General features: G+C 73.7%; 14 protein-coding genes. 8 read left to right on the forward strand and 6 right to left on the reverse strand.

Annotated features, from left to right (window positions below; translation table 11 throughout):
• Positions 1-50: 50 nt before the first annotated feature.
• From ASF89_RS14845 to ASF89_RS14860, 4 genes are all read left to right on the forward strand, one after another.
• Complete coding sequence (locus ASF89_RS14845) at positions 51-560, forward strand: MarR family winged helix-turn-helix transcriptional regulator (RefSeq protein WP_055801679.1); 510 nt, start codon at positions 51-53, stop codon at positions 558-560.
• A gap of 183 nt (positions 561-743) precedes the next feature.
• Entirely contained in the window at positions 744-2,153 is a 1,410-nt protein-coding gene (locus ASF89_RS14850) for a M23 family metallopeptidase (protein WP_055801676.1), read from the forward strand.
• 55 nt (positions 2,154-2,208) lie between these two features.
• Positions 2,209-2,736: a GNAT family N-acetyltransferase gene (locus tag ASF89_RS14855; RefSeq protein ID WP_055816265.1), complete on the forward strand. Its 528-nt coding sequence runs from the start codon at positions 2,209-2,211 to the stop codon at positions 2,734-2,736.
• Positions 2,737-2,820: 84 nt separating this feature from the next.
• Positions 2,821-3,180: a hypothetical protein gene (locus tag ASF89_RS14860; protein ID WP_055816268.1), complete on the forward strand. Its 360-nt coding sequence runs from the start codon at positions 2,821-2,823 to the stop codon at positions 3,178-3,180.
• A 44-nt stretch (positions 3,181-3,224) separates the two neighbouring features.
• Here the strand turns inward: ASF89_RS14860 and ASF89_RS14865 are convergent, their stop codons facing one another.
• The 3 genes from ASF89_RS14865 to ASF89_RS14875 form a co-directional block, all read right to left on the reverse strand.
• Positions 3,225-4,079: a hypothetical protein gene (locus ASF89_RS14865; protein ID WP_156463447.1), complete on the reverse strand. Its 855-nt coding sequence runs from the start codon at positions 4,077-4,079 to the stop codon at positions 3,225-3,227.
• Positions 4,080-4,201: 122 nt separating this feature from the next.
• Positions 4,202-4,867: a PadR family transcriptional regulator gene (locus ASF89_RS14870; protein ID WP_082490086.1), complete on the reverse strand. Its 666-nt coding sequence runs from the start codon at positions 4,865-4,867 to the stop codon at positions 4,202-4,204.
• Between the two features lie 173 nt (positions 4,868-5,040).
• On the reverse strand, positions 5,041-5,943 hold the full coding sequence (locus ASF89_RS14875) for a CoA ester lyase (RefSeq protein ID WP_055801667.1): 903 nt from the start codon (positions 5,941-5,943) through the stop codon (positions 5,041-5,043).
• Positions 5,944-6,114: 171 nt separating this feature from the next.
• Here ASF89_RS14875 and ASF89_RS14880 point away from each other — a divergent pair, with 171 nt between their 5' ends.
• The 3 genes from ASF89_RS14880 to ASF89_RS14890 all read left to right on the forward strand — a co-directional run bounded on the left by ASF89_RS14880 (position 6,115) and on the right by ASF89_RS14890 (position 9,715).
• Positions 6,115-7,626 (forward strand): hypothetical protein, encoded by a 1,512-nt coding sequence (locus ASF89_RS14880; protein WP_055816274.1) that lies wholly within the window; start codon positions 6,115-6,117, stop codon positions 7,624-7,626.
• A gap of 32 nt (positions 7,627-7,658) precedes the next feature.
• A complete protein-coding gene (locus ASF89_RS14885) occupies positions 7,659-8,366 on the forward strand; it encodes a hypothetical protein (RefSeq protein ID WP_055816277.1) in 708 nt (235 codons plus the stop codon).
• A gap of 74 nt (positions 8,367-8,440) precedes the next feature.
• The gene (locus tag ASF89_RS14890; RefSeq protein WP_055801657.1) at positions 8,441-9,715 is read left to right on the forward strand and encodes an Nramp family divalent metal transporter; all 1,275 of its coding nucleotides are present in this window, start codon (positions 8,441-8,443) and stop codon (positions 9,713-9,715) included.
• Positions 9,716-9,753: 38 nt separating this feature from the next.
• Here ASF89_RS14890 and ASF89_RS14895 read toward each other — a convergent pair whose 3' ends face one another.
• Positions 9,754-10,845, reverse strand: a complete 1,092-nt coding sequence (locus ASF89_RS14895; protein ID WP_055816280.1) for an alpha/beta fold hydrolase — start codon at positions 10,843-10,845, stop codon at positions 9,754-9,756.
• 137 nt (positions 10,846-10,982) lie between these two features.
• On the reverse strand, positions 10,983-11,546 hold the full coding sequence (locus tag ASF89_RS14900; protein WP_162240707.1) for a DUF1990 family protein: 564 nt from the start codon (positions 11,544-11,546) through the stop codon (positions 10,983-10,985).
• 48 nt (positions 11,547-11,594) lie between these two features.
• On the opposite strand from ASF89_RS14900, the gene ASF89_RS14905 reads away from it, so the two are divergent.
• On the forward strand, positions 11,595-12,191 hold the full coding sequence (locus ASF89_RS14905; protein WP_055816286.1) for an alpha/beta hydrolase: 597 nt from the start codon (positions 11,595-11,597) through the stop codon (positions 12,189-12,191).
• Positions 12,192-12,261: 70 nt separating this feature from the next.
• Here the strand turns inward: ASF89_RS14905 and ASF89_RS14910 are convergent, their stop codons facing one another.
• Entirely contained in the window at positions 12,262-13,560 is a 1,299-nt protein-coding gene (locus ASF89_RS14910; protein ID WP_055816339.1) for a M18 family aminopeptidase, read from the reverse strand.
• Between the last annotated feature and the right edge of the window lie 10 nt (positions 13,561-13,570).

Below are 13,570 nucleotides of genomic sequence, written 5' to 3' on the forward strand. Positions count from 1 at the left end.
GCAGTCTGCTCGGTCGATCGGCGACGCGCTCGTGCGCTTAGGCTCGGAGGGTGGCTGACCCCGTACCGACCGGCATCGACGACGTCTACGCCGAGCTCGAGCTGGTCTCGCGGCGGGCCGTCGCGCGGGCCCGTCGACGGAGCTCGCCGCTGACCTTCGTCGAGCACTCCCTGCTCGACGTCATCGCCGCCGAACCCGGTCGCCGGGCGATCGATCTGGCGGCCGAGTTCTCGCTGAACCGGTCCACCGTCTCGCGGCAGCTCGCGCACCTCGTCGAGCTCGGAGCCATCGAGACCGATGACGGGCCGGACTCCCGACGCGGGCTGGCCCTGTCGGTCACGCCGGTCGGGCGGGCCATGCTCGCCCGCTCCGTCGACGCCAATCGCGCGGCGCTCGCCGACCGGCTCGCCGGGTGGGACGACTCGGAGGTCGCGACGCTGGCGAGCTCCCTCGCGCGGCTGAACTCGGCGTACCGCGACGACCCCGCCGAGGTGCGCCGCGGCACGACCGGCGAGGCCGCGGGCGGCCGCGTCGGGGGACAGAACGGCGAACGCGTGTGACTCATGTGACTGGAGTCGACACACGAGACACCCCAAGTGGGGACACCCGGCTGAGGGGGAACCTTGAACTCAGGGTTTACCCTTCGGGGGTTCCGCACCTAGGCTGAGCGGGTTCCCCGGTTCTCGCCTGGTCGATTCTCGACCGCGCGACCCGGCGTCGACTTCGAGATTGGTTCCGCCTCCGTGACTTCCCCCGCGACCGCCGCCCGCTTCCGGAGCCTGCCCGCGACGGTCCTCACGGTCCTCCTCGCCCTGGCATTCGTCATCTCGGGCACGATCATCGGGGCGTCGCCGGCTCGAGCGGTGACCTACCCCAGCTGGGACGACGTCCGCGCCGCCGTGGCGAACGAGAACACGAAGGCCGCGCAGATCGACGAGCTCCAGTCGCTGCTCGCGCAGCTGCAGAGCGACGCCGCGAACGCGCAGTCCGAGGCCGAGGCCAAGGGCGCCGCGTTCGAAGAGGCGCAGAGCGCAGCCGACGAGGCCGCCTCGAAGCTCGCCGAGCTGCAGAAGCAGGTCGACGAGCAGAACAAGGTGGCCGACGAGAGCGAGCAGCGTGCGGGTCAGGTCGCGGCCCAGCTCGCCCGCACGGGCGGCGGCGACGTCTCGACGCAGCTCGCGGGCGACTCCGCCGGGGCCGGCGACCTCCTCTACCGCCTCGGCGCCATGAGCAAGATCACCGAGCAGGCCGACGGCATCCGTCAGCAGGCCGTCACCGATCGCAACGTCGCCTCGTCTCTCGGCGACCAGGCGGCCGTCGCCGAGGAGGCGCTGGCCGGCCTCCGTGACGACGCCGAGGACTCCATGCAGGAGGCGCAGGCCGCGTCGGACGCCGCCCTCGCCGCGGTCACCGCGCAGCAGGAGAACGAAGCCACCCTGCAGGCTCAGCTCGCCGTGCTGCAGGACACCACGGCCAAGACCCAGCAGGACTACGAGGCCGGCGTCGAGGCCGAGCGTCAGCGACTCGCGGCCGAGAAGAAGGCCCGCGAAGAGGAGGCCGCGCGACAGGCGGCCGAGCTCCAGCGCCAGCAGGAGCAGGCGGCCGCCGCAGCCGCCGAGGCCGCGCGGGTCGCGGCCGCCGCCGCCGCCGCGCGTCCGAGCACGCCCAGCGCGCCGCGCCCCGCGGCTCCCGCCCCCACCCCGGCGCGACCCTCCACCCCGGCACCCTCGGCCGGCGGCGGCGGTGCCTGGGTCCGTCCGAGCGGCGGCTACATGTCGAGCCCCTACGGCTACCGCATCAACCCGGTGACGGGCATCTACCGTCTGCACGACGGGGTCGACCTCGCCCCCGGCTGCTCGACCCCGATCTACGCGGCGTCGTCGGGCACCGTCAGCTACGCGGGCTACTACGGCGGCTACGGCAACTACGTGCGCATCAGCCACGGCGGCGGGGTGAGCACCGCCTACGGCCACATCGTCAACGGCGGCATCCGCGTCGCCAACGGCCAGTCGGTCGTCGCAGGCCAGCTGATCGCCCTCGTCGGGTCGACCGGCAACTCGACCGGCTGCCACCTGCACTTCGAGACGCGCATCAACGGCGGGTCGACCGACCCGGTGCCGTTCATGTCGGCCCGCGGCGTCAGCCTGCGCTGACCGCCGGCGGGCCCGTGGGCACCGAGGGAGGCGCGAGACGAGGCAGAATCGTCTGGTGACCGATTCGCCCCGCACCGAGACCACCCCCCTCCCCCCTCTCCACGTCGAGCACGTCGAGTACGACGACCCCCGCGCCCGTGAGATGCGCGCCCGGATGGACGCCGAGATGACGGCCGTGTACTCCGTCGGCCGCGACCCCGACGAGCCGGCCGAGAAGGCCGCCGCACGCGACGCCGCGCTGACGGTCCACCCCGAGAACGTGCGCGCGACCGTGCTCGTCGTCGACTCCGAGGGGGCGGCGGTCGGTCACGCGGTGCTCTACGACCGCGCCGGCGAGTGGGAGGTCAAGCGCGTGATGGTCGACGGCACGCGCCGCGGCCGCGGCATCGGGCGGCTCATCATGGCCGAGCTCGAGGCGATCGGGCGCGCCGGCGGGGCCCGTCGTCTCATCCTGCAGACCGGCGACCGTCAGCCCGACGCCGTCGCCCTGTACGAGAAGGTCGGCTGGACGCCGATCCCCGTCTACGAGCCCTATGTCACGACCATCCCGCAGTCGATCTGCTTCGAGCGCGTGCTCGACTGACGACGGTGCCGCCGACGGTGCCGCCGACGGCGATGCCGGGTGAGCGGTGCGGGATCGGCCTCGGCTTCGCTTAAGGTGGGTGCCGTGATCACGCGACGAGACGCCGCCCTGCAACTCGACATCCCGCTCGAGATGGCCAAGCGGCACGGCATCCCCGCCCGCCTGACGGTCGACGAGCTCGTGGAGCTCGAGAAGTCGCCGCCGGCCTGGCTCGTGCAGTCGCGGGCCAACCGCACCGGCAAGCCGGTCTGGGTCGATCTGGCGTGCGTCGTCTGCGGTTTCCACGAGGCCGCCCGGCCCAAGAAGTGGTGGCCCGACTACACGTGGCTCAGCTGCGACGACCACGGCGTCGACGAGCTGCCCGAGCCGCAGCCGGGTCTCGCCCGACGCGAGGTGGCGGGCGTCGGCAGCCGGTTCGTCGCGATCGTCGACGAGCGGCCCTAGCCGACGCTCACCCCGCCGTCCGGCCGGGCCCGGGGCGGGCGGACTCAGCCCGAGTACGTCACCGACACCGGTGCATCGAGCCCGGCGAGCAGATGCACGTAGGCCTGCCGCACGTCGTCGGCCAGCAGCTGCCGGTGGATGTGCTGGTCGTGCCAGTGTCGCAGGTCGTCGGGGGAGACGTCGTCGACGTGGTCGGCGACGAGGTAGCTGAAGGCGTAGGCCTCGCCGGCCTCGTCGAGGGTCCGGCGGAAGCCGAGGCGTTCGCCGGTCGCGGCGTCGACGAAGACCTCCCAGCCCGGGTCGGCGCCGTCGGGCAGCGCGACGTCGACGCGGGAGTGCGCGGACCCCGCATCGGGCACCGAGACCCGCGTGCCGAGCACGGCCCAGGCGAGCGGGCCGTCGGCGACCCCGGCAGGAGGCGCGCTCTCGTCGACCCCGGAGGCCACGTCGGTCACGGCCCGGTCGACCGCCGCGTCGACGGCCCCGTCGAGCAGCTGCAGCCGGGTCGCGGCTCCCCGCAGCCAGGCCTCGAGGGCGGCGCGCTCGTCACGCGAGAACGGCTCGTCGTCGAACGAGTGCACCGTGAAGTCGGCGGCGGCGACCGACCACTCCCAGTCGAGCAGCACCCGGGTGAGGGCGGCCGGCTGGGGGAGCACCGCGAGGGTGCCCCGCCGCAGACCGGGCGCCCAGTGCAGCTCGGGCTCGGGCAGCAGATGGCGCACGTCGTGGGCGGCCGAGGTCGACGACTCCGGGACGACGAAGCCGATTCGCACCTCGCGCCACGGGCTCGCGAGGCTCGGCGCGACGTCCTCGTCGCGTCGCACCGTGATCGCTCCCGACATGTCGTCGGGCAGGGGCGGGGTCGGCGCGGAGTCGGTCACGGCGCGAGATTCTGGCATGGCTCCTTGCGCATCGGCCGAGAGGGGCCCGCTGCCGAGCGACACCGGCGCCGTGCGACCGGCGCGATGCGACCCGCGCCGAGCGACACCGACGCGGCGCGGCCCGGGAGGCGCGGCGCCGGTCAGTCGGCCAGGATCGCGTAGAGGGCGCGGCGGGTCTCGTCGAGCTTGGCGGTGGCGGCGGCGCGCTGGGCCTCGCTGCCGTCGTGGTGGAACTGCTTCACCACGCCCATGAGCTTGAGCAGGCTCGTCTGGAACTCGCGGTCGGTGTCGCTGGCGTCGTCAGCGGTCGCCGCCCAGGCCTTCTCGATCTCGGCCTCGTTGTCGGCGACGTAGAGCCGGCCGGCGTCGGTGAGGCTGAAGACGCTCTTCGACGCGGTCTCGTCCGAGACGATGAGCTCCTCGTCGACGAGCTGCTGCAGCGTGGGGTAGACGGAGCCGGGGCTCGGCTTCCAGGCGCCGTCGGTGCGCTCGGCGATCGACTTGATCAGGCCGTAGCCGTTCGAGGGTGCGTCGGCCAGCAGCGACAGGATCGCCAGGCGCACGTCGCCGCGACGGGCGCGCCCTCGTCCGCCGCGACCCGGGCCGAAGCCGGGGCCGCCGGGTCCGAAGCCCGGGCCGCCGGGGCCGAAGCCCCCGAAGCCGCCGAAGCCCTGGCCGGGGCGGAAGCCGCGGCCGAAGGGCCGACCGAAGCGGCCGCGCCCGTCGGATTCGCCGTCGCGGGCGCTGGGGTGGTGGTGGTGGCGACGAGGGTCGCCCTGGTCGTCGAAAGCGGTGTCGGTACCCATGAGGTATCCCCTTCACAAGAGTCTGATGTCGCGACGTCGTGTCGCGATGCGTCAAAGATATGTCGCTGACTATCGCTTGTCAATGATCGGGCGGGGACCGAGCGGGGGGCGGAGGAAAACGCGAAGGAGGCGCACCCGGGTCGGGTGCGCCTCCTCGGCTCTCGGATCGGCGGTCAGTTCGAGGGCAGCACGCCGAACGCCGAGGCCAGCTTCTCGATCTTCTGGGCACGACCCAGGCGGGGGAGATCGCTGCCGTCGCGGATGACACGACCGCGACCCTCGAAGTCGGCCAGGAAGTCCTGCGCCCAGGCGACGTCCGACGGGGTCGGGCTGATGACCTCGTTGATGACGGGGAGCTGCTCGACGTCGAGGCAGAGCTTGCCCGTCATCCCGAGGGCGACGGCCACGGACGACTGCTCGCGGAGCACGGGGTGGCTGCTGCCGACGGTCGGGCCGTCGATCGGCCCGGGCAGTCCGCCGATGCGGCTCGCGACGACGAGCCGCGAGCGGGGGTAGGCCATGGCCAGGTCGTCGGCGCTGGTGCCGGTGTCGCGGCGGTAGTCGCCGCTGCCGAACGCGAGACGGTAGGCGCCGCGGGCCTTCGCGATCGCGGGGCTCTCCTCGATGCCGAGGGCCGACTCGACGAGGGCGAGCACGGGGAGCGATCCGCCGAGGCGGTCGTACGTCTCGGTGACGTCCTCCGGGGCTTCGGTCTTCGCGAGCATGACGCCCTGCAGGCCGGGGAGGCCGAGCAGCGCGTCGACGTCGTCGGACCAGAATGCGGTCGAGTGGTCGTTGATGCGCACCCAGGCCCGGCCGCCGTCGCGGAGCCAGGCGACGACGTCCGCACGGGCCGCGGGCTTGCGGGCCGGGTCGACGGCGTCCTCGATGTCGAGCACGATCTGGTCGGCCCGCGACGCGGCGGCCCCGCTGAAGCGGTCGGGCGCCGTGCCCGGCACCAGGAGCCAGGAGCGGGCGATGTCGGGGTTGGGCCGGCGGCGTTCCGCGCGGTCGGTCGACCCGGTGGTCTGAGCGGGGATGGCCCCCGTCGGAGTGCTGTCGGCGGTGTCGGTCATGACGTCCTCGTCCTCGTTGTCGCTCGGCGGTCGGTCCCACGCTACCGGTCGCCCCGGATCGGGTCCTCCGGCCGTCGGGCGGGCCTCCCGCCCTCGGGGGCCCCCGAGGCGTACCGTTCAGGAGGATCACAGGGCCCGGACGACCGGGCTTCGACGCACGAGGAGCCACACATGACGGACGCACGCACGCCCGGGAGCGACCGCCCCGACCACGACCGACACCCCGACGACACGACTCCCCGCGAGTCCGCCATCGCCCCGGAGGACCGCCAGGACGGGTCCGACGCCTCGTTCGCCGACGAGCGTGCCGAGTCGACGTCGACGTCGCCGTCACCGTCGGCCGACGCTCCGGCCGTCGACTTCGGCGCGCCGGCCTTCCCGGCCGCTGCGCCCTCGGACGCCTCGGAGGCCGCCGCGCCCGTTCCCGCACACGACCCGTTCGTCGTGCCGGCGGCCCGCCCGGCCGACGAGCGCGGCGACGGCGTCGGCGCGGACTCCCGTGACGCCCGCCATCACGCTGACTCCCGCGATGCGGCCGGCGACGCCGACTCCCGCGACGCACGCGACGGCGAGACCGAGGTCATCGAGCCCGTGTCGGCCGCGAATGCGGATACGGACACGGACACGCACGCCGAGCAGCGCGACGCGGACCGCCGCGACGCCGACGCCGAGCAGCGCGACGCGGACGCCGACCGCCGTGACGCGGACGCCGCCTCCGCGGCCCCCGCCGTTCCCCCCATGGTCGCCCCGACGGCACCTCCCGCCCGCGCCTGGTCCGCGACCACCGGCGACGACGGCCAGCGCCGCACCCTCCACGACGACGACGCGCTCCGTGCCGCCGAGGCCTCGCGGGCCGGCGAGTCGTCTCGCGACGACGATCGCCGCTCCGACGACGACCGCCGCTCGGCCGGTGACGCGCCCACGGTCGTCGCGCCGGTCTCGTCCGACCCGACCCGCGCCTCCTCGGCTGCGGAGCACGGCTCGCGCGCGGACGACGCCCCCACGGTGGCCGCACCGACCGCCGGTTCGCCGTCGTACCCGGCACAGCCCGGCACCGGCTCGTACCCGCTCGTCGCCGACGGGGGCGTGAACCACGTCGCCGTCCGTCGGGACCTCCTGACGCAGCAGAAGGAGGAGTTCAGCGGCATCCGCTTCGGCGCCGGTCTGCTCGGCTGGTTCACCGCCACTGGCTTCGGCTTCGTCATCATGGCCATCTACGGCGCGATCGTGGGGGCCTGGATCGCGGCATCGTCCGACGGAGCCTCGAACGGACTCGTCGGCGTGCAGCGCTTCGCCGACGACAACGGCGGACTGCTCTCGATCATGACGGGCATCGTCGTGCTGATCGTCGTCTTCACCGGCTATCTCATCGGCGGCTTCACGGCGTCGCGCGTCGCCCGGTTCTCGGGCTTCAAGCAGGGTCTGGCGACGTGGATCTGGGGTGTCGTCGTCAGTCTCATCCTCCTCGTCGTCGGTTTCGTGGCCCTCGGCCTCGAGCTGCCCGACCTCGGCGCGGCCGACGCGTCCGCCGCCTCGGCGAACGGTTCGCCCAGCTCGATCGAGTCTCTGATCTTCGCCGGACTCGTCGTCGTGCTGAGCTTCGTCGGCGCCGTGCTGGGCGGTCTGCTCGGGCAGCGCTGGCACCGCAAGGTCGACCGGTTCATCCCGTCCGACCAGGTGTGATTAGCTCGAACCGACCGAACGAAGGAACCTCCATGCGCCTCACCGCCCGCCCGTCTCTCGCCCGCACCGTCGTCGGCGTCGTCGCCGCCAGCGCCCTCGCGTTCTCGCTGACGGCCTGCTACTCGACGTCGGACTCCGAGAGCAACAACACCGCACCGATCCACCGCGAGAACCCCGAGCTGCCCGAGTCGGAGGCCACGCCGCTGGCCGTCGTGGCCGACCTGGGCCAGGGCGTCGACACCCAGGTGGCCGTCGACGAGGGCTTCGTCAGCGCGCTCGAGCTGCTCGGCCTGACGCCGGGGGTGGTGGGTGACGCGACGTTCGAGGGCGGCACCTTCTCGTTCCCGATCACGGGCGGCAACGTGGAGTACTACGACCCCGAGGGCGAGGTCCGTCCGTACGTGCAGGGCGACATCCAGCACGACGACTCGGGTCTCAGCCTGACGGCCGGCGACACGGTGGTGGAGCTGACGAACTTCGACATCGACCCGGGGGCCTCGAAGCTCTACGGCGACGTGTCGGTGAACGGCGAGCCCGTCGCGGGTCACGCGTACCTCTTCAACCTGTGGGGCGGCACGCTCGAGCCGCTGCGCATCGAGGGCTCCGACGCGATCCTCGAGGGCACGACGGTGCACGTGAGCCCCGAGGCTGCCGATCTGCTGAACACCACGTTCGAGACCGACCTCGTGCCCGACGAGCTCCTCGTCGGGGTCGCGACCATCACGGTGGCCACCCGCTAGATCCCCGCCCGCGGCAAGTTTCTCCTTGCCGAGAGTGAATGTTTGGCTCGCCGAAATTTGGGTAGGGTCGTCGTATGGCCATCGAGAGCACTGCGACGACCCCCGAGGAGGCGCGGGGCGGCCCGCGCCCCTCGCCCGCCCACCCGAGACCCCGCGGGGTCCTGCTCGGCCCCGCGTTCATCGCCGCGATCGCGTACGTCGACCCGGGCAACGTCGCGGCGAACCTGACCGCCGGGGCCCAGTACGGCTACCTGCTGCTCTGGGTGCTCGTGGCAGCCAACGCCATGGCCGTGCTCGTGCAGTACCTGTCGGCCAAGCTCGGCATCGTCACCGGGCAGTCGCTGCCCGAGGTGATGGGGCGACGCCTCCCGCGCCGGCGTCGCCTGGCCTACTGGGGGCAGGCCGAGCTCGTCGCCGCCGCGACCGACGTCGCCGAGGTGATCGGCGGGGCGCTCGCGCTGCAGCTGCTGTTCGGCGTGCCCCTCGTGCTCGGCGGCGTCATCACCGGCGTCGTGTCGCTCGGGATCCTCGCGCTCACCCGCTACCGCGGCGGTCACGTCTTCCAGACGATCATCATCGGCCTGCTCGCCGTCCTGACCCTCGGCTTCTGCGCCGGTCTCTTCTTCGCGCCCCCGTCGGTCGGCGGCATGCTCGGCGGGATCGTCCCCCGCTTCGAGGGCGCCCAGTCGGTGCTGCTCGCCGCCTCCATGCTCGGGGCCACGGTCATGCCCCACGCGGTCTACCTGCACTCGGCCCTGGTCCGCGACCACCACGGCGACGTCGCCAAGGGGGCGGATCGTCGGCGCGTGCTGAAGGCCACCCGGTGGGATGTCGTGCTGGCCCTGCTCGTCGCCGGAGGCGTCAACATCGCCATGCTCGTGCTCGCCGCGTCGACCCTGCAGGGCCGGACGGGCACGGACACGATCCCGGGGGCGCACGCCGCGATCGCCGACGCGCTCGGACCGCTGGTCGGCGTGCTGTTCGGGGTCGGCCTGCTCGCATCGGGCCTCGCCTCGACGTCGGTCGGCTCGATGGCGGGAGCCGAGATCATGCGGGGTCTGCTGAAGGTCCGCATCCCGCTGTTCGTCCGCCGGGTCGTCACGCTCGTGCCGGCGCTCATCCTCCTCGCCACCGGCATCAGCCCGACGTGGCTGCTCGTGCTCAGCCAGGTCGTGCTGAGCTTCGGGATCGCCTTCGCCCTCGTGCCGCTGGTGAGGGCGACGAGCGACGCGACGCTGATGGGCGAGAGCCGCAACGTGCTCGGCATCCGGATCGCCGCGTGGGCGGCCGTCGCGGTCGTCGTCGCGTTGAACCTGGCGCTCATCTGGCTGACCGTGACCGGCGCCTGAGGCCCGGTCGGGCCACGCGAGGCGTGGTCGGGCCGGAGTCAGGCGGTGTCGATGTGCGGGCCGTCGTCGGGCTCGATGCCCGCCGCCGCCTTCTCGGCCTGCCGACGGGTGAACGCCGCCTGCATCGACTCGGCGTGGTCGGTCTTGGCGGCGGCGAGAGCGGCGTCGTCGCCTCGGAGGGTCGCGACCGTCGAGCGCAGCCGCGCGCTCACGGCCTTGGCGAAGTCGGCCGGGCTGGGGCTGAAGTCGTCGCTCTCGTCGCCGTCGCTCGCGTCGTCGTAGTGGTGCAGCTGCCCGCCCTCGTCGGCGGTGATCGGCTGCTGCGCGTGCTCGACGCAGAGCTTGGCGACCTCCTCGGCGTGGGCGTGCATGACCGAGTGCGCCGCTCCGGGCATCTCCCAGAGGCGTGACGAGGGCAGCAGGTCGCCGACGCGGCGCACCCAGTCGCGGGGGGCGACGGCGTCGTGCTCGCCTCGGATGACGAGCGTGTCGGCCTGCACGTTCGGCAGGTGATCCTCGATGGGGTAGGTCATCATCTTCGGCAGGATGCGCGAGAACCAGCGGACCCCGCAGAGCACGTAGGCGCTGACGGCCAGGAACTTCACACGACCCGGCTCGTGCCAGGCGGCGCGGGCGAAGCGCAGCGCCTGGGTGACGACCCTCCGCTCGGCCGGGTCGATGACGGGCCCGATCAGGACGAGGGTCGAGAGCTCGGGGCGACGGGCCGCGAGATCGGTGACGATCTGCGTGCCCATCGAGTGCCCGACGAGCACCGGGTCGCTGAGGTGGAGCCCGTCGATCGCGGCGCCCACGAGGTCGGCGTACTCGCGGATCGTCAGTGCGCGACCGGGGTGCGGCACACCGGCGAAGCCCGGCAGGTCGAGGGCGTGCACGGGGCCGAACCGGTTGAGGTTCGGAGCGAGACGCTCGAAGTAGTCCGACGAGACCCCGATGCCGGGCACCAGCACGAACGGCCGATCGCCCGTCCGGCCGATGGTGTTGACGCGGACGTACAGCTCGCCCTGCGCGATGCGCTCGACGCGGACGCTCGTGTCCAGCGCATCGGCGCGGGCCGCGTCGCGGGCGGCCGCGCGATGGGAGGAGCCGGCGTGGCGGTGGCGGGCGGTCATCGACACAGTGTGGCACGCCCCCTCCGGGGCCTCGTCGAGTGTCCGCGTCGTGCGGCTCGGGGAGGACGCGCGCGACCGTCCCGGGGGACTCGTGCGGCGGGGGTGTGGAGCCGGTCCGCACCTCCTGCGCGGCCCGGTCAGGCGATCACGGGGTCGAGCGCGCGGAGGTTCCGCCGCAGGATGAGCGACAGGGCGAGGGCGCCGAACGGGCCCGCGGCCCGCATCCACCAGGCGGCCGGCCGCCAGACCACCCGGATGTCGAGCGTGACCGAGTCGTCGGGATGCCGCACGACCACGTAGCTCTCGAAGCCGCGCTGCGGGTGGCCTCGGAGCGCCGCGTGGACGAAGCCGATCGACGTCTCGGTCCGGACGACGTCGATCACGCGGCAGGCCACGGCGGGGCGCAGCGGGCCGAACGTCACGGCCCACCGGCTCTCGACCCCCGGCTCGACCCGGTCGGGCACCTCGAGGGGGACGAACCCGGAGCCCCGGTGCACCTCGAAGCGCAGCACGGCGTCGCCCGCCGCTCGGAAGACGGCGCCGCCGTGCCCGATCACCCGCGAACGCCGCGTCACGCGGAACCCGGGCGGCGCCGGGGCGTCGAAGCCGACCGGCGCGTCGAGGCTGAGGGGCCCGCCGGCGCCGCGCGCCTCGCGCCCGTCGCGCCCGTCAGGTGACTCGCTCGACCCGTGTGACGTCATGGGTCGAGCCTGGCACGTCGAGCGGCCGTCACGGGGCAGGATCATGGGGTGACCGACCACTCGTACCTCGTGCTCCACGGCTGGCAGAATCACCGGCCGGCGGATCACTGGCAGCATCGGCTGGCCGACGCGCTGACCGCACGCGGTCTCGTCGTCCGCTACCCGCAGCTGCCCGACGCCGATGCGCCCGATCCCGTGGCCTGGGAGGCCGTCGTGCGGAGCGAGCTCGCGGCGCTGCCCGACGGCCCGGTCACCGTCGTCTGCCACAGCCTCGGGTCCGTGCTCTGGCTGCGTCTGCAGTCCGGCGACGCGCCTCCTCGGGTGGATCGCGTCGCCCTCGTGTCGCCGCCGTCGCCGGAGCTCGTGGCGGGTCAGAGCATCAGCGCGTTCGTCGCGGGCGACGCGTTCGGCGGCCGGCTGCTGCCCCCCGGCGCCGCCGAGTCCGTCGTCGTGGCGGGCGACGACGACGAATGGCTGCCGCTCGGATTGCGGGACACCTGGGAGGCGCGGGTCGACGCCCCGCTCCACCTCGTCCCCCGAGGCGGTCACCTCACCCCCGACACGGGGTTCGGGCCCTGGCCCGAGATGCTGTCGTGGGCGCTGGGAGCGGACGGCGCGGCCGGGTTCGGCGCAGGCCCGGAGTGACGGGGACCGGGGGTGGTGACGCGGCCGCGAGACCGCGACGCCCGCACCGGCGCCCTGCCGCGCCGCGGCGTCAGGCGGCGGGGGCGAGGAACGCCGCGGCGGCGCGCGAGAGGTGGCCGGGGTCGTCGGCGCCGCACAGCTCGCGGGCCGAGTGCATGCCGAGCAGAGGGACGCCGACGTCGATGGTGCGGATGCCGAGTCGGGTCGCCGTGATCGGGCCGATGGTCGATCCGCAGGGGACGGAGTTGTTCGAGACGAACTCCTGGAACGGCACGCCGGCCTGCTCGCAGGCCCGCGACCACTCGGCGGCGCCGAGCCCGTCGGTGGCGTAGCGCTGGTTCGCGTTGATCTTCAGCAGCGGACCGCCGTTGACGATGGGCTGGTTCGCGGGGTCGTGGCGCTCGGGGTAGTTCGGGTGGACGGCGTGCCCGGCGTCGGCGCTGAGGCACCACGACGCGGCGAGGGCGCGACGGTGATCGGTGGCGGTCGCCCCGAGGCCGTCGGACACGCGGGCGAGCACGTCTTCGAGCAGAGGGCCCGCGGCGCCGGACGGGGTGGCCGAACCGACCTCCTCGTGATCGAAGGCGGCGAGGACGGCGACGTGATCGAGCTCGGCACCCGCGCCTCCTGAGCTCGTCGCGGTCTCGATCAGGGCGACGAGACCGGCGTGGGTCGAGGTCAGGTTGTCCATGCGACCCGCGGCGAAGAGCTCGCCGCTGAGACCGAGTCGGGCCGGAGGCGCGGTGTCGGCCACGACGACGTCGTACCCGGTCACGTCGGCCGGGTCGAGACCCGCCAGCGCGGCGAGGTGCCCGAGCACGTCGGCCTGATCGAGCGGCCCGGCCCCGACGACCGGATTCAGGTGACGCTGCGGGTCGAGGGTGAGCCCCTCGGAGTTGACGCCCCGGTCGAGGTGGACGGCCAGCTGCGGGATCCGCAGCAGCGGCCCCGTGCGCACGAGACGGGTCTCGCCCTGGCGCGTCACGAGCCGCCCGGCGAACTCGAGGTCGCGGTCGAGCCACGAGTTGAACAGCGGCCCGCCGTAGACCTCGACGCCGGCTTGCACCCAGCCGCGGGTGCCGGTGGTCGACTTCGGCTTGAGCTTGAAGCCGGGGGAGTCGGTGTGGGCCCCGACCACGCGGAACGGGGTCGTGGCGTGCGCCCGGGCGGGCTCGATCCACGCGACGACGGCGCCGTCGCGCACGATGTACCGCGCTCCCGGGCCGCTGGGCCAGACCGCGGTCTCGTCGAGACGGTCGAACCCCGCCTCGTCGAGGCGCCGGGCGGCCTCGGCCGCGGCGTGGAACGACGAGGGGGAGGCGGTGATGAAGCGGGCGAGGTCGTCGAGGTGGGGGCGTGAGGAAGTCATCTCCTCCAGC

This window comes from Frigoribacterium sp. Leaf172 (assembly GCF_001424285.1).
In the GTDB taxonomy this organism is placed as follows: Bacteria; Actinomycetota; Actinomycetes; order Actinomycetales; family Microbacteriaceae; genus Frigoribacterium.

What these genes read in the sequence shown, in the direction of transcription:
- ASF89_RS14865 (WP_156463447.1), bottom strand. Translation starts at nt 4,079, where the DNA reads ATGCCAGAATCTCGCGCCGTGACCGACTCCGCGCCGACCCCGCCCCTG.
- ASF89_RS14870 (WP_082490086.1), bottom strand. Translation starts at nt 4,867, where the DNA reads ATGGGTACCGACACCGCTTTCGACGACCAGGGCGACCCTCGTCGCCAC.
- ASF89_RS14875 (WP_055801667.1), bottom strand. Translation starts at nt 5,943, where the DNA reads ATGACCGACACCGCCGACAGCACTCCGACGGGGGCCATCCCCGCTCAG.
- ASF89_RS14880 (WP_055816274.1), top strand. Translation starts at nt 6,115, where the DNA reads ATGACGGACGCACGCACGCCCGGGAGCGACCGCCCCGACCACGACCGA.
- ASF89_RS14885 (WP_055816277.1), top strand. Translation starts at nt 7,659, where the DNA reads ATGCGCCTCACCGCCCGCCCGTCTCTCGCCCGCACCGTCGTCGGCGTC.
- ASF89_RS14890 (WP_055801657.1), top strand. Translation starts at nt 8,441, where the DNA reads ATGGCCATCGAGAGCACTGCGACGACCCCCGAGGAGGCGCGGGGCGGC.
- ASF89_RS14895 (WP_055816280.1), bottom strand. Translation starts at nt 10,845, where the DNA reads ATGACCGCCCGCCACCGCCACGCCGGCTCCTCCCATCGCGCGGCCGCC.
- ASF89_RS14900 (WP_162240707.1), bottom strand. Translation starts at nt 11,546, where the DNA reads ATGACGTCACACGGGTCGAGCGAGTCACCTGACGGGCGCGACGGGCGC.
- ASF89_RS14910 (WP_055816339.1), bottom strand. Translation starts at nt 13,560, where the DNA reads ATGACTTCCTCACGCCCCCACCTCGACGACCTCGCCCGCTTCATCACC.